Source organism: Maridesulfovibrio sp., from assembly GCF_963676065.1.
GTDB lineage: Bacteria > Desulfobacterota > Desulfovibrionia > Desulfovibrionales > Desulfovibrionaceae > Maridesulfovibrio.
The window spans coordinates 2,930,348-2,944,867 of record NZ_OY780933.1 but is presented as its reverse complement, the minus strand read 5'-3'; the positions used below and the strand labels follow the sequence as shown (position 1 = coordinate 2,944,867).

Annotated in this window: 13 protein-coding genes and 1 tRNA gene; 4 read left to right on the top strand and 10 right to left on the bottom strand. The window is 44.9% G+C overall.

Features of this window, described 5'->3' with window-relative positions; genetic code table 11:
- Window positions 1-107: 107 nt before the first annotated feature.
- The 5 genes from clpX to ACKU35_RS13215 form a co-directional block, all read right to left on the bottom strand.
- Window positions 108-1,361 carry an ATP-dependent Clp protease ATP-binding subunit ClpX gene (clpX, locus tag ACKU35_RS13235; protein WP_319759754.1) on the bottom strand — a complete coding sequence of 418 codons (1,254 nt, stop codon included), beginning with the start codon at window positions 1,359-1,361 and terminating at the stop codon, window positions 108-110.
- A gap of 6 nt (window positions 1,362-1,367) precedes the next feature.
- Window positions 1,368-1,976, bottom strand: a complete 609-nt coding sequence (gene clpP, locus ACKU35_RS13230; protein WP_319759753.1) for an ATP-dependent Clp endopeptidase proteolytic subunit ClpP — start codon at window positions 1,974-1,976, stop codon at window positions 1,368-1,370.
- Between the two features lie 257 nt (window positions 1,977-2,233).
- The gene (tig, locus tag ACKU35_RS13225) at window positions 2,234-3,541 is read right to left on the bottom strand and encodes a trigger factor (protein WP_319759751.1); all 1,308 of its coding nucleotides are present in this window, start codon (window positions 3,539-3,541) and stop codon (window positions 2,234-2,236) included.
- Between the two features lie 301 nt (window positions 3,542-3,842).
- Window positions 3,843-4,157, bottom strand: coding sequence for a tetratricopeptide repeat protein (locus tag ACKU35_RS13220; protein WP_319759749.1), 315 nt, complete (start codon window positions 4,155-4,157; stop codon window positions 3,843-3,845).
- A gap of 164 nt (window positions 4,158-4,321) precedes the next feature.
- Entirely contained in the window at window positions 4,322-5,314 is a 993-nt protein-coding gene (locus ACKU35_RS13215) for a bile acid:sodium symporter (RefSeq protein ID WP_319759748.1), read from the bottom strand.
- A 123-nt stretch (window positions 5,315-5,437) separates the two neighbouring features.
- On the opposite strand from ACKU35_RS13215, the gene ACKU35_RS13210 reads away from it, so the two are divergent.
- The 3 genes from ACKU35_RS13210 (at window position 5,438) to ACKU35_RS13200 (ending at window position 7,597) form a co-directional block, all read left to right on the top strand.
- Entirely contained in the window at window positions 5,438-6,118 is a 681-nt protein-coding gene (locus tag ACKU35_RS13210) for a Crp/Fnr family transcriptional regulator (RefSeq protein ID WP_319759746.1), read from the top strand.
- A gap of 96 nt (window positions 6,119-6,214) precedes the next feature.
- Complete coding sequence (locus tag ACKU35_RS13205; protein WP_319759744.1) at window positions 6,215-6,802, top strand: LysE family transporter; 588 nt, start codon at window positions 6,215-6,217, stop codon at window positions 6,800-6,802.
- Between the two features lie 9 nt (window positions 6,803-6,811).
- Window positions 6,812-7,597, top strand: coding sequence for an AraC family transcriptional regulator (locus tag ACKU35_RS13200; protein WP_319759742.1), 786 nt, complete (start codon window positions 6,812-6,814; stop codon window positions 7,595-7,597).
- Here ACKU35_RS13200 and ACKU35_RS13195 read toward each other — a convergent pair whose 3' ends face one another.
- Together ACKU35_RS13195 and ACKU35_RS13190 are read right to left on the bottom strand one after the other, a co-directional pair.
- Entirely contained in the window at window positions 7,598-8,014 is a 417-nt protein-coding gene (locus tag ACKU35_RS13195; RefSeq protein ID WP_319759740.1) for a hypothetical protein, read from the bottom strand.
- Window positions 8,015-8,158: 144 nt separating this feature from the next.
- Window positions 8,159-9,724, bottom strand: coding sequence for a methyl-accepting chemotaxis protein (locus ACKU35_RS13190; RefSeq protein WP_319759738.1), 1,566 nt, complete (start codon window positions 9,722-9,724; stop codon window positions 8,159-8,161).
- Window positions 9,725-10,097: 373 nt separating this feature from the next.
- Between ACKU35_RS13190 and ACKU35_RS13185 the strand changes: the two genes are divergently transcribed.
- Window positions 10,098-10,174 (top strand) — tRNA-Arg (locus ACKU35_RS13185).
- Window positions 10,175-10,457: 283 nt separating this feature from the next.
- On the opposite strand, the gene ACKU35_RS13180 is transcribed toward ACKU35_RS13185, so the two are convergent.
- The 3 genes from ACKU35_RS13180 to ACKU35_RS13170 all read right to left on the bottom strand — a co-directional run bounded on the left by ACKU35_RS13180 (window position 10,458) and on the right by ACKU35_RS13170 (window position 14,515).
- Window positions 10,458-11,108, bottom strand: a complete 651-nt coding sequence (locus ACKU35_RS13180) for a CatB-related O-acetyltransferase (protein ID WP_319759736.1) — start codon at window positions 11,106-11,108, stop codon at window positions 10,458-10,460.
- A gap of 132 nt (window positions 11,109-11,240) precedes the next feature.
- Window positions 11,241-11,651 (bottom strand): MarR family winged helix-turn-helix transcriptional regulator, encoded by a 411-nt coding sequence (locus tag ACKU35_RS13175; RefSeq protein WP_319759734.1) that lies wholly within the window; start codon window positions 11,649-11,651, stop codon window positions 11,241-11,243.
- Window positions 11,652-11,923: 272 nt separating this feature from the next.
- Complete coding sequence (locus tag ACKU35_RS13170) at window positions 11,924-14,515, bottom strand: PEP/pyruvate-binding domain-containing protein (protein ID WP_319759733.1); 2,592 nt, start codon at window positions 14,513-14,515, stop codon at window positions 11,924-11,926.
- Window positions 14,516-14,520 lie beyond the last annotated feature (5 nt).

The window sequence follows — 14,520 nt, the reverse complement described above, 5'->3', positions numbered from 1 at the left end:
CTCCTTAAGTAAAAAATTATTACATCATTTAACCAGTCTGGAATAAAAACAAAAAGCCTCCGGTCCATTCAGACCGGAGGCTTTAGTGATCATTAACTATTTAAGAGCTATGCGCTTTTCACTTCATTATGAAAAAACAAAATGGGTTCCATTCCGTTCTCAACCACGCTCTTATTTATCACGCACTCTTTAACTCCACTCATGGAGGGAAGCTTATACATAATGTCGAGCATAATAGACTCTAGAACATTACGCAGGCCGCGAGCACCTGTTTTACGTTCCACTGCTTTGGAAGCAATAGATTTCAGGGCATTGGCTGTGAAGGTAAGACGGACTCCATCAAGATCGAACATCTTTTTGTACTGCTTGACCAACGCATTCTTGGGTTCCTGAAGGATACGTACCAGATCTTCTTCAGTCAGCTCGGAAAGAGCGGTCTGAACCGGGATACGACCTACAAATTCGGGAATAAGGCCGAACTTGACCAGATCGGCGGGCTCTGCCTTAGAAAACATCCCGCTGATACCCTTTTCTGTTTTACTCTCAACATTAGCGCCGAAGCCGATACCGGAACCGGACATGCGCTGCTGCACAATATTATCCAGACCGATGAAAGCACCGCCGAGAATGAAGAGGATATTGGAAGTATCGAGCCTGATGAATTCCTGCTGCGGATGTTTACGTCCACCTTTGGGCGGAATATTAGCCTCAGTTCCTTCAATGATTTTGAGCAGCGCCTGCTGCACGCCTTCACCGGAGACATCACGGGTGATGGACGGACTGTCCCCCTTACGGGAGATTTTGTCGATCTCATCTATGTAGATGATTCCTCGGGATGCGGCATCAATGTCGTAATCGGCATTCTGCAAAAGCTGGACGAGAATATTTTCAACGTCCTCTCCAACGTAACCGGCTTCGGTCAGTGTGGTAGCATCTGCAATGGCAAAAGGCACTTTAAGCACCCGGGCCAAAGTCTGCGCGAGCAACGTCTTACCGGAACCGGTAGGACCGATCAGCAGAATGTTGCTCTTATCGATTTCAATATCATCAGTGCCGCTGGATTGGGTGTAAAAAACACGTTTATAATGGTTGTGAACAGCAACGGCCAGAATCTTTTTGGGATGTTCCTGTCCGATAACATATTCATCAAGCAAATCTTTAATTTCTTGTGGAGACAGAAGTTTACCTGCATCAAACTCCTCACCGACCGCTTCCTGAGCCATGATGTCATTGCAAAGCTGGACGCATTCGTCGCAGATATAGACATCCGGCCCGGCGATCAGCCGCTGCACCTCGTCCTGAGACTTGGAGCAAAAGGAGCAATGAAGGTCCTGTCCTGAACCTTTATTTTCATTACTCATCAGGAATTAACCTTCCTTGGATTCAATATTTCCGCGATTCTTCAGGACCTTATCAATGAGGCCGTACTTAACAGCTTCATCAGCGGACATGAAGTTATCGCGATCCGTATCCTTCTCAACCTCTTCCACAGATCTTCCGGTATTCTCGGCCATGATAGAGTTGAGGGATTTTCTAAGTCTTAAAATTTCACGGGCCTGGATATCAATATCAGTAGCCTGTCCCTGTGCTCCGCCCAGAGGCTGGTGGATGAGGATACGGCTGTGAGGAAGGGAATAGCGCTGTCCTTTCTCTCCCGCACTGAGCAGAAAAGCGCCCATGCTGGCGGCCTGTCCCATACACAGGGTGGCAACCGGAGCGGAGATATACTGCATTGTATCGTAAATGGCCATTCCGGCTGTTACCACACCGCCGGGGGAATTAATATACATATAGATTTCTTTTTCGGGATCTTCAGACTCCAGAAAAAGCAGCTGAGCGCAGACCACACTGGCGACATGATCATTGATTTCACCGCTGAGCACAATGATTCTATCTTTGAGCAGGCGGGAGTAAATATCATAAGCGCGTTCACTACGCCCGGTAGTTTCAACAACAATAGGTATGGTTCCAGACATCTATATCTCCGGGAAATATTTAGTAATATTAATAAAACTTAAACCAATTGAAAATAATTCCGTCCTCTGTGGAACGGAAAGAACCTGTCATCATCCTAAACATTTGAATGCATGAGTACAAGTACAAATCCGGCTGGTTCAACAGTATACACTGTTAACCGCATATAGAATTATTCACAACCCATTTCCTGCAAAAGCAAAAAGGCGGCGCGGTCAGAGCAACCACGCCGCCGGATATGTCTATAAACGGGTCGAAATTACTCTTCGTCCTTTTTGACGGGATCGATTTCAGTAACATCAGCGTTTTCATAAATGAACTCAGCTGCTTTGTCTGCAAGCAGGCGGTCCTTGAGGGGAACGATAAGGTTGTTCTCTTCGTAGTAGGACTTAACGGAGCTGAGATCCTGCTGAGTCTGCTGAGCGATCTGGTAAAGAGCGCCTTCAACTTCCTGAGGCTGAACTTCGAGCTCTTCACGTTTGGCAACGGTAAGCAGGAAGATTTCAGTACGTACGGATTCTTCAGCAACGGGACGCTGCTCTTCACGAAGCTCTTCCATGGTTTTACCAAGAGACTCAAAGCTCTTACCTGAACGTTCTGCGCGAGTGATAACATCGGCAACCATACGTTCAAGGCGGTCATTCATGAGAGAAGGAGGAAGAGGAAAGTCGAGTTCTTTTACAATTCCGCTGATCAGTTTGGTCTGGGCTGCAGACTTGTTGAGCTGTTTGCGGTTTGCAGTGTAAGACTGCTTTACGATTTCACGCATTTTTTCAACAGACTCGAAGCCACCTGCCTGCTTGACGATTTCGTCAGTGAGTTCAGGCATTTTGCGTTCTTTAACAGCATGAACTGTTACCTTCATGGTAGCGGTCTTGCCGGCGAGGTCTGTGTTAATGAAATCTTCAGGAAAGGTGATGTCGGTTTCACCGGATTCACCGGATTTCAGAGTCTTGACGAATTCTTCAAATTCTTCAAGGGAGTGGCCTTCACCGATGGGCAGGTCAAAGTTGTCTGCCTGAACACCGGGGATGGGTTCACCGTCCATTTCAGCGGAAAAAGTAACGGAAGCGAGTTCACCGTCTTTAGCGGGGCGATCTTCCTCGATAGGAGCGATCTTAGCCATGGACTGCAGGAGTCTGTTTTCAACATCCTTAAGTTCATCTTCGGCAACTTCTGCACGTTCTTCTTCAACGGAAAGACCGAGGTAGCCGGGAGTATCAAATTCAGGAACAACTTCAAACTTGATCACATAGTTGAAGTCTTCACCGCGAACGAGTTCCTTAGCGTCAACATCAATCTTGGAAACAGGTACGAAAGACTCGCCATTGAGGATTTCATTGATCTGGTAGTTAATCAGGTCAGTGGTTGCTTCGTTGATGATCTGTTTTTTATACTTGGACTGGATAACGGAAGCGGGAACCTTACCTTTTCTAAAACCCTTAACCGGGGTCTGAACTTTGTACAGGGCAACGGTCGCGTCCAGAGCGGCACCGACTTCTTCAGCGGGTACGGAAACTTTAATCTCTCTTTCTACCGCTGATACTTCTTCAATATTAAAATCCATCTTGGCATCCTCCTGGAAAATATATCCGCCGGCAGCAAATCGCCCCGGCAGTTGTGTACTTTGGCTTGTGTCGGTCTAAGTGAAGTTTTTTACATTATTCCAACAAAAGAACTGGGATTATTTAGGCAGTTTCCCCACAAAGTCAACCCCCTTAAAGGAGTTCCTCCACAATTAGTGTCGATTTTTCCTACTTTAGCGCTCAATCGATCAATAAAACCTATTTTCATCATTAAATAGATAAGGCGGAACCCCATAACCGGAGTTCCGCCCTGATCAAGGAGGAGATGCGTATGTCAGAAATTTATGCCGCTATTTTTCGCTTTAGCTCATCGCGCTTTGAAGCAATTCTATCTATCAAAGCCGCCTGTCCTTTATGATCCGGATTCAAAAAACCGATTGCCAGATCGTATGCGCTGACCGCATCTTCCACTTTACCGGACATCTGCAAAACTACCGCTAAATTATTATGCAGAGTAGCCCGATGGATTTTTTTTGACTTGCACTGAGACATTTGAATTGCGGTTTTCAGGTTATTTTCAGCTTTTTCAAAATCACCTTCATTGCAGGCTTTCATGCCTTCCCTGCTCAAATTCCATGCTTTACCTAAATTACACATATCTACTTCCTGTCCTTTTTATTCATTACAACGTCATCTTGTTGAGTTTAATTTATTGAAAACGGTTCTCATTGTCAATAGGGTTGCAAAAAAAAATGACCCCATCTTATTCAGGTGAGGTCATTTTTGTGTCATAATCTATTAAAATTATGGCTGTTTAAGACTTATCCATTTTGGCAAGCAAGTTTAACCGCCTTATTGTCGCCAAAAATCTTATCAGTAAAACGCACATACCACGCCGCTGACTGAACCTGAATAACGTAAGCTACAGCGATAACCAGAGCGGCATCCGAGCCCTGAGGACCGAAGGCATTGATGGCAATAGCCAATGCGATGGAAAGATTCCGCATTACCGACCCGTAGACCAGAGCTATAGCGTCACCTCTTGGCAAAAAGGACTTGCCTATCAGCGTACTCAGTATAAAGTTGAACATGTAGAGCACCAAAAGCGGAACAAGGATACTTAAAAGCACTTCCGGCGCGGAAGCAATGGTCTTGGCTTTCAAAGCCAAAGCCACAAAAACTATTCCCAGCACGCCCAGCGTGGACAAAGTAGGGAACTTCGGTCCGATATACTTTTGAAAATCCTCCTGCCCGTACCTGCGGACCAGAACACGCTGAGTAATAAAACCAAGGATCATGGGCAAAAAGACGATAAACACAATCTGCTTAAACACAGCAAGAAGGTTGATTTCAATCGAAGTTCCAAGCAACATTTTCACAAAAAAAGGAGTCAGCAGCGAACCGGCAATAAGCCCGACTACGGTCATTTTGACAGCCGCGGACATATTGCCCTTTGCAAAACCGGTCCATGAAATGGTCATACCGCTGGTGGGTACTAGTCCGGCCAGCAACAGACCAAGAGCCATGTAGGGTTTATCACTAAAGAAATATAATCCGAAACCATATGCCACAAAAGGTACGATTCCAAAATTTATTAACTGGGTCAAAAACTGAGCCTTGGTGTCGCCGCCCTCAAAGACCTTCTTAATTTTTAGAGTGACCATCATGGGATAGACCATCAAAAAGGTGAAAGGAACAATCAGGGACTTAAGCCATGGAGGATTAAAGGCCATGCCAAACAGAAACCCCGCAATCATCATAATCGGAATGGCGACGATCAAATTTTTTGTAATTTTCTGTAAAATAGTCCACATATTCTTCTCCTTTGCTTTTAATTTCAATTGTTGCCCAACCCCATCCTCATGGGCTAAAAACTAAAGCAAGAAAAGCAAACACACATTGATCATGATCAACACAAACACTTTTTTTCAAAAAATATGAATACACAAAAACTAGAATTGGAAATCAGTAAATTCGCAATCTTTTCCGGACTAAAAAAAGAACAGTTGGAAAAAATAGCCCTGCATGCAACGGTGAGTGAAGTCCCCAAAAAAAAGATCTTCTTCAGCGAAGACAATTCATCCAAAGGACTTCACATTCTGCTTTCCGGAAAAGTTAAGCTTTTCAAAATATCAGATGATGGAAAGGAACAGACAATTTTCGTTTTCGGTCCGGGCGAGCCGTTCTGCCTCTGCTCCGTTTTCTCGGATGGAGTCCTGCCCGCAAATATTGGCGCACTGGAAGACAGCCGGGTGCTTTTCATCAAGCCTGCGGAATACGAAAAACTGGCTCAGGAAGATCCGACCATTTTAATGCATATGATGCGCATCATGTCCAGACGGCTGAAAGATGCCATGGAAATGATCGACTCACTGGCACTGAAACAGGTTCCCTCCAGACTTGCAGCCTATTTCCTGACCCGCGAAAAAAACGGACTAGTAGAAATGGATATATCCTACCGTGAACTTTCCAAGATCATCGGTATCACTCCGGAAGCCCTTTCACGTGCTATGAAAAAAATGGCCGCCGGAGGATTAATCTCAGTCGATGGCAGTGAAATACGGATTGAGGATATCAGTAAGCTGATTAATTGCAGCGAAGGCGGCTGTCTTAAATAATTAAATTATAAGTGAGCTGAGCAACTTTGTACTATTCATTAAAACGGCCTCCATGTCACATTCGTGATCAGAATAAAAACAGCATGGAGAAAAACAATGAATATTGCAGCCTTCCTGGCATACAGCATAGTGGTCACCTTCACGCCCGGACCTTCAAATATAGTAATCTTTTCCACCGCCCAGAACCACGGCCCTAAAAAAGCCTTTGAATTTGTCGCCGGGGCTTCACTTGCATTTGCCATCATGCTCAGCCTTTCAGCGGCTTTGAATAGTTACCTTATGGAGCTTATCCCCGGTATACAGGTCGTGATGCAGTGCATCGGGACCGCATACATACTCTATCTTGCATGGAAGATACTGCACATGGATAGCGGCGGAGAGGCAGGTAGCTGCGGCGGCTTTGTCACCGGGTTCACAATGCAGTTCATCAACCCGAAAGTGGTACTTTTCACCCTGACTGTAATCGGCAGCTTCGTAATCCCCGCCTATACCGATCCGCTCGACATTGCCCGCTACGTCCTTATACTTTCATTTATAGGAATGTGCGCTTATAGTTCGTGGGTTGTACTGGGGTCACTTTTCCGCCGCTACCTGCGCCCATATCAAAAACAGGCCAACGTTATTCTTGCCCTGACCATGGTTTACTGTGCATGGTCGATTTCAGGAATAGAAAATCTTATCTAAACACGTGCCATGCGAGAATTTAATTACACAAAACATGATGACCTGACCGTACTTTCAGCGAAATTCGATAAATTCGAATACCGCAAGCATTCACACGAGGAGTACGCCATAGGAGTAACCTTGACCGGTATTCAAAAATACTGGCTGGAAGGTGAAACATTAAAGTCCGGTCCCGGCGGAATAATGTTTTTTCAGCCGGAGCAGTTGCATGACGGCTGTTCCGGAGATAAGAGCGGTCTTGAATACGTAATGTCCTACATTCCACGGAAATTATTTGAAAATGTTTCTGGAAAAAAGGATGTGTTTCTATTTTCATCTCCTATTATCTATGACCACAAACTGGCGGAAAGCATTATCCGACTAACCCGCTCAATCGAGGCCGGGCACGGAGAGCTGCTGATCAGTGAATTGATAATGGACGTGGTTCGGCGAGCTTCAAACACAAACGATGAGTTGCAAACACCCAAAAATTTCAAAGCGATAAATAAAGCAATTGAAATAATGCATTGCAACTTTGAAGCTCCCCTTAAGCTGGATGAAATTTGCAGTGAAATTGAAATGTCGAAATTTCATTTCATCCGTCAGTTCAAGGCCATCAAAGGGCTTTCTCCTTATCAGTTTTTTCTGGCGCACAGGATAGAACAAGCTAAAAAATATCTGGATGAAGGTCTGGAATTATATACGGTTATGATCAAATGCGGTTTTTACGATCTGTCCCACTTTAACCGTCAATTTAAAAGCGTGTACGGATTAACCGCACACGCTTATGTAAAACTATTAAATAAATCCTGCTGATCAATCTCCGATATCAAAATCACCGCCTCCGTCATCAAAATCGTCGCCGGAATCAATATCCGTGTTAATATCCGAATCATCAGCTGTTTCGTCCACATCATGCATGGCAGCCATATTATGCATATGTATCATCCCTGTTCCCATCAGCAGCCCCTCTTCTTCCTGACTGCGTATATAGGCAGCTCTCTGCTTACCGCGCCGATAAATTTTACGCATGGTCACCCAGATGACGAGCCCGCAAAAGCTGAGCGCACCGCCCATTATAAGCATAGCAACGGTATCATCAGAATTAAGATCCATATCAAAAATTCCGACCATCACCATCACCGCCCCCGGTACAAACAGCAAGGCCCCCAGAACAAAAAGGATAAAGACCCTTATCCTCACTCCCCAGCCGACAGATACCGAACTAGTCATAAATCCCACCCTTGCTGAGATTAAAAATGCATTTGTTGTAATGATAGCACGATCTGCCTTCGTTTACACGGACTACGCCATAAAAATGAAACAGGCCGCATTAAATAATACGGCCTGCTTCGGACAATGGAGTACATGGCTGTACTAAGAGGAAAGTTGTTTAATCAAAGTATTAAGCTCATCACTCATTTTTACAAGTTCGGAACTGGCTTCATTGGCGGAATGCATACCATGGGCAGTGTCGGAAGCTATCGAATTGATGGCATCAACCGCCCTGTTGATCTCCTCACTCGTTGCGGACTGCTGCTCTGCGGCGGTAGCGATGGATTGAACCTGATCGGATGTTCCGCTGACAAGCTTCACAATCAGCTCCAGATTCTGACCGGAACTATACGCTATCTCGGTAGATTGTTCCACCGCCTGACTGGCAAGATTTACACCCTCAATGGAACGCTGAGCGCCTTCCTGAATAGCCTTAATGGCACTACCGACTTCATCCGTAGCCGTCATCGTTTTTTCTGCGAGTTTACGTACTTCATCGGCTACTACGGCAAAACCGCGACCGGCCTCACCTGCCCGCGCTGCCTCGATAGCGGCATTCAGGGCCAGTAGATTGGTCTGATCCGCGATATCCTGAATAACTGTTATAACAGAGCCGACGGAATCGGTCTGCTTACCCAGTTCATCCATGAACATACCAAGATTCTTGGCATGACTATTCATGGTTTCAATTGATTCAATCAGGGAGCGGATCTCATTCTGACTTTCCCCGGCATTGTTCTTGGCATCGGTCGCATTGTCGGCGGCATCAAGAGCATTTCTTGCAACTTCAAGAGTCGTGCTGTTCATTTCTTCCATGGCGGAAGCCGTCTCGGTAATGCGCTCCGATTGCAATCCCGCACCTTTGGCTGCCTCCTCAATCTGAGAAGCGATTACACCGGCGGCGGAATTTACCTGCCCGGTAATATCAACAAGATCAGCGGCTATTTGGGACACTTTTTCGGAGTTCGCCTGAATTTCACGCTGCTGCTGTTTTACCTCGGTGAGATCGAAATAAATCGTTAGCGCACCGCACAGATCATTATCAAGATCATAAAATGGTTCACCGGAAAATTGAAGCTCGTGCAGACCACCCTCACCTTCAAAAGATGTCTCGCCCTCAATCCGTATTCCTTCATTTACAACCCGGTCAGTACGGGTCTTGCGAGAATCATCCCCGTAAACATACCCCCCGGTTGTCAGTCCGTAATAATCTTCGGGTTTACCGGTTTTGCCAGAAATTTTAAAAAGCCTGCTGCCCACAAAATTAACCTTGCCCTCGGCATCGCAAGTCATAAATGGGTACGCCTCGGCAATGGCATTGAGAACCCCTTCCGAAAAACCGATCCTCTTTTTCAAGGCGTTGATAGTAGAACAAATTTGATCCCCAATAAGTCCGAATTCCCCGGAACAGGAATCTGGTTTATTGGAATTGAAATCGCCTGCAGCAACACCGTTCAGGTAGACAACAAGACTTTCCAGATTTTTTGAATTACCTCGCGAAATAATCTGTACAGTAATAATTCCGGCCAGCAAAACCATACCAAAAACAGAGCCGGCAGTAATAAATAAAACCGACTTTGGATCCGGGCTGAACTCATGAGCGGCAAACACAACTAAAGCCCCAAGCACAGCGCAACAAAACACTCCGATCATCATTTTGACCTTCATAGCACCCTCTTCCACAAAAGGTTCAACGAAAAAACAAAACACCCCTAAAAGAATCAATCTACAAATGAGCATAAATGAACACACTCATCGGCGCCAATAAACAATTCCGAACAAATTATTTTCGTTATTACTCAACAAACTAGATCGCGTCAACAATATGTTACGATTTTGTCTTTAAGATGTCGTTTTGTGAAAATTAATCAGCGATTCAAATCACTACACTTAATACAAAAATAATATAAATCAGGATGAGATATAAGAACTACTGAACAAAGAAGGGATTACGTGGCAATTCTATATTGAATATATTACGAAATTAAAGACTTTTTCCTTGACAGAAAAGCATTGTGGTGGATAGTAAGTCTTTCTGCGTGGGCAATTAGCTCAGTTGGATAGAGTGTCAGCCTCCGGAGCTGAAGGCCACAAGTTCGAATCTTGTATTGCCCACCATTAAATAGATTTTTAATGTCCTTTATGGACGCAAAAAAGCCCCTGAATTTCAGGGGCTTTTTTGCGTTTTATGGCTGATACTGTCCAGTGTAATCCAGCCCAAGCCGGCACCACTTGTGTGTACTCTGGTGTGTACCGGGATTTTGGGTACACTTCGGTACACACTTGGTACACACATTGGGGATTTCCTTAAGGCAGACAGTACAAGCTGTGTTAGCTGTGGAACTGTGCGTAAGCCCGATTGATCAAATTTCCAACCGTTCATTTTTCTTGGCAATAACGATTAGATGGTGAGTGCAGTGATATCCGCTCCTGTGATGGCGTCGACGTTCTCAAGTATCTTTTCCTGGGGCCAATTCCACCAGCGAATCTCCAGGAGTTTTTCGATGATTTGTGGATCGAATCGTTTCCTGATTACTTTGGCCGGATTACCGCCGACAATGGTGTATGGCTCCACATCTTTTGTTACTACGGAGCGGGCTCCAATAATTGCTCCGTCGCCTATGGTCACTCCAGGCATGATTGTGGCATCCATACCTATCCACACATCATTCCCCACTATGGTGTCTCCCTTTCTATCCGGTGTATCGAACATTGCTTGGATGTCTTCCCTGGTTGTCTTTGATGTCATCGTGAAGTTGTTGAAAGGGTACGTGGAAAAGCCACTCATGTTATGGTTGGCCGTACTTGTGACGAAACGGGAACCATGCGCCATCTGAACAAATTTGCCGATAATGAGCTTTTCAAGGCTCAGGGGGAACAGGTACGGCGCAATTTCTGCCGCGTAATCTTCTACCTCTTTGAAATTGGAATAATAGGTGAAATCACCCACCACAATGCGTGGGTGGTCTATTACATGGTTGAGTTGTACGACACTCCGGATAACAGTGCCATCCGGCATGACCATTGGATATTTTACTGTCGCGTCAAGCATGGGATGCTCCTAAATGAATACACTGAACTTGCTGATCAGAGAATTAACTGTATTGAAAATGTGTTGCAGGTCGCTTATGGCAGGACCCGATTTTTGAATTGGTTCGAGATCGGTTTGGTTTATCTTTCTAATTTACTGCAGCTTATCAATAAGCACTGAGAGTGTTTCAGTTTGTTTGTCATTGAGCGGCTTAAGGATGGAATCGGCTATAAGTTGAAAGCTGCTCCATGCATCCTTGAAGAGATTGGCTCCTGTTTCTGAAAGTTCGACAAGACTGACTCGAGCGTCACGCGGGTTGCTTTTCTTTTGGACCAAGTGGTTCTTTTCCATCGGGTTCACAAGCCGTGTCACTCCAGAGGCGCTCAAGCCGACACTTTCAGCCAAATCGATTCGTCGCATTGTCATCTTTGATGCCTTACTAAGATGGTACAAGATGAGGAATTCGGTAAAACTTATTCCGTGTACGGATAGCTGTAGGTCTATTTTCTTCAATAAATTTGATTGAAGAGTAGCCATGGATATAATGAGTGCTGCGTTATTCATTTGAACATTCCTTGCTTAATGGTTGATTAGTATTTGACTAGTGAAGTAAATATAGAAAGCCAATAACCATGTCAACAAAAGAATATCTGTTAAGAGATTGGGCTTCGAGATGTGTCGAAGATGTCTATATATCGTATGTGCCAGACGGGTTACAAACCATGTTTTCCCGTACATCGGCTCTAAGGGCATTACAGATATATCTGCCCAGAACACCCTAAACCTTATACGTCATCTGCCAGAAGCATATTCACAGGCATTTTCTAGTCGTGCGTTCATTGTACAGCAGGAAACAGCTTAAAATCTTCGAAAAATTTTGTCTTATATTTTTCGACTTCTAAACTATTGGTCATGATCATATCAAGCTGACGGGTATGAGTGATGAGGTAGCCTAAAATTTTAAGTCGCCTTTCCATACTCGAACGTCCGAGACCTTCCAGCCGGGCATTCAGATTGTCTTCCCTGATCCTTACCCTGAAATCGAACTCATCAAGAATTTCGCCGACAAACTTTGCCCGTAAAATACGTCGCTCCAGATTGGCAGCGCCTCCTTTAAACTGAAAACTTGCATAATTCTCGCTTACTCGATCACCAAGCAATGCTTCTACTCCGCAGAAATGAAATCCGAAGCGAGACTGCAAGCAGCAATATCTCTCTGAAATCATAAAATAATTTTTCTGAGAAAAACGTGATGAGCTGGTTGTATTCAAATCAGGATTAACCGTGGCTTCAAACATTACAGACAACAGACCTTGAGTATGCACAGCAGGAGGTCCCTCCCAAGGCACGGCTTGCATCCCGACCCACAACGCACGCATGGGAGCAGAATTTATATGTTCCAGAAGTACACATCTATCAGTTCTTTTTCTTCCTTCAGGAGCGATGCCGTCACCAAGATTAAGAATCCAGAATTGCTGCGGAACATTACAAATAAGCTGGCGGGAAGCGGCCTGAACAAACTCTTTTTTAGTACCGAACTCGAACATTTCACGGACAGCCATTTCATGACAATAACGCATAATGTCATGCAAGGTTTTACAATTAGACGGTTTGAATTTAGGGGAGTCAGGATCGGTCAAATTCAACCGCACTATGTGTCTAGCTGCTTTTCGAAGCGTAGCCTGAACAGAACTCCCACGCATGAGTCGGTGCCTTGGTTTTTCTTTAAACAATTCATCAATCTGCCCGGCATATATAGCCCGCCCATCCGCATCCACAGTTACAAGCTGTCCTTCTTCAAAACTTGTCAAAGCTCCTTTCACTCCAAAAAGTGCAGGCACTCCGAATTCTCGGGCAACATTGGCCAGATGTCCGGCAATACCGCCCTGCTCCGTTATCACTGCACTACATCTGCTAAGAAGAGCGGCACGGCTGGGTAAAGCCTGCTTCAGAACCAAAACGCCACCATCTGGAAAACGAAGAGTGTCTGCATCCTTGCGCACATGAAAAATCGAGCCAAATCCAACTCCCGGACTGGCAGTCCTTCCCCCTGAAATCACTGGAATGGACACAGATGAACTTTGCAACACAACTTCGGAAGAATCTTCAAGCTGCATTAAAGGTCTGCATTGTAAAATATAAAGATCACCATCTTCTGTAATTGCCCATTCAATATCCTGCGGATGTCCGAAATGATCCTCAATACGAGCTGCTCTCTCAGCAACGATCACAGCTTGCTCATCAGTTAAAGACGGTTCATTCCTGCGACTGAAAAGTTGCTGCACACTACAAACACCTTCTCCGGCATCACATATGTATTTATCTTCCTTATCTGCGATATGACGACCTATCACCTGCATGGGATTAGTCCGACTGACCTTAAATTCGTCAGCCTCCGCAGTACCGTCAACAACCGCCTTTGGCAGCCCCCACACAGAATAAACCGATATATTTTCATCGCGGATATTCATTGGACTACGCGAATATGCAACTCCGCCTGCGGCTGCTTCAATCATCATTATGCACCCGACGCTCATTGCAACATCCTCATCACGAATGCCCCGATTGATGCGGTAAGCCATCGCCTGCTGAGAATATTTAGAAGCCATGACTTCTTTACAGGCCAAAATCAAAGAACTGCGATCAACATTTAAAATGGATCGATACTGGCCTGCGAAAGCGGCACCTTCAGTATCTTCACCTAAAGCGCTTGAACGGACCGCAACCTTTACCGCTTCTCCCTGACTGCGACATAAAGAGTCATATGCATTCAAAATTTCTGTAGCGACATCATCCGGCAGATCAGATTGAATTATCAGTTGCATGATCTTTGATGAAACCTGAAACATCGCTTCGCGGTCATCAGTCTCCGCAGTCTGGATCAGTCGGTCGATCTCTTCCTCCAGACCATCTTTTTTCATAAATTTGTGAAAAGAAGCAGTTGTTACGACAAATCCGGCTGGAATCTTAAGGCCAAGCTTATTTCCTGCTTCACCAAGAGTTGCCATCTTAGGACCGCATAAATCAGCTTGATCACGTCCTACATCGGAAAGGGCAATAACAAACTCTCCTTCCTCAACATGCTGTCTGGATTCAAGATGCGGTAATATTCTATTTTGAATGACAAAAAACTGATCATAGAGCTTTTCATATGAGCCATGATCAAGCTCATTAAGATGCCTTATCATTTGGAAAATTGATGTTGAAATACGAGTGCACAAAGCTCGTACATAATGCATTCCGTAGGGCTGAAAACCGCGAAGAGCCTCTTCAAGTTCAGCCATCAATTCATGAGTTGCGGTGTTAGCCTGAATGAGCAACCTGAAATGATCATAGCGAGTTGCGAACGTCCGGCGTATTTCAGCCAGATCTTCTTGTGTTTTCTCGGCTTGTTTTTTCCTGAAAGGAAACCAATTAAAGAAACTCATACGTT

What these genes read in the sequence shown, in the direction of transcription:
- clpX (WP_319759754.1), bottom strand. Translation starts at nt 1,361, where the DNA reads ATGAGTAATGAAAATAAAGGTTCAGGACAGGACCTTCATTGCTCCTTT.
- clpP (WP_319759753.1), bottom strand. Translation starts at nt 1,976, where the DNA reads ATGTCTGGAACCATACCTATTGTTGTTGAAACTACCGGGCGTAGTGAA.
- tig (WP_319759751.1), bottom strand. Translation starts at nt 3,541, where the DNA reads ATGGATTTTAATATTGAAGAAGTATCAGCGGTAGAAAGAGAGATTAAA.
- ACKU35_RS13220 (WP_319759749.1), bottom strand. Translation starts at nt 4,157, where the DNA reads ATGTGTAATTTAGGTAAAGCATGGAATTTGAGCAGGGAAGGCATGAAA.
- ACKU35_RS13215 (WP_319759748.1), bottom strand. Translation starts at nt 5,314, where the DNA reads ATGTGGACTATTTTACAGAAAATTACAAAAAATTTGATCGTCGCCATT.
- ACKU35_RS13210 (WP_319759746.1), top strand. Translation starts at nt 5,438, where the DNA reads ATGAATACACAAAAACTAGAATTGGAAATCAGTAAATTCGCAATCTTT.
- ACKU35_RS13205 (WP_319759744.1), top strand. Translation starts at nt 6,215, where the DNA reads ATGAATATTGCAGCCTTCCTGGCATACAGCATAGTGGTCACCTTCACG.
- ACKU35_RS13200 (WP_319759742.1), top strand. Translation starts at nt 6,812, where the DNA reads ATGCGAGAATTTAATTACACAAAACATGATGACCTGACCGTACTTTCA.
- ACKU35_RS13195 (WP_319759740.1), bottom strand. Translation starts at nt 8,014, where the DNA reads ATGACTAGTTCGGTATCTGTCGGCTGGGGAGTGAGGATAAGGGTCTTT.
- ACKU35_RS13190 (WP_319759738.1), bottom strand. Translation starts at nt 9,724, where the DNA reads ATGAAGGTCAAAATGATGATCGGAGTGTTTTGTTGCGCTGTGCTTGGG.
- ACKU35_RS13180 (WP_319759736.1), bottom strand. Translation starts at nt 11,108, where the DNA reads ATGCTTGACGCGACAGTAAAATATCCAATGGTCATGCCGGATGGCACT.
- ACKU35_RS13175 (WP_319759734.1), bottom strand. Translation starts at nt 11,651, where the DNA reads ATGAATAACGCAGCACTCATTATATCCATGGCTACTCTTCAATCAAAT.
- ACKU35_RS13170 (WP_319759733.1), bottom strand. Translation starts at nt 14,515, where the DNA reads ATGAGTTTCTTTAATTGGTTTCCTTTCAGGAAAAAACAAGCCGAGAAA.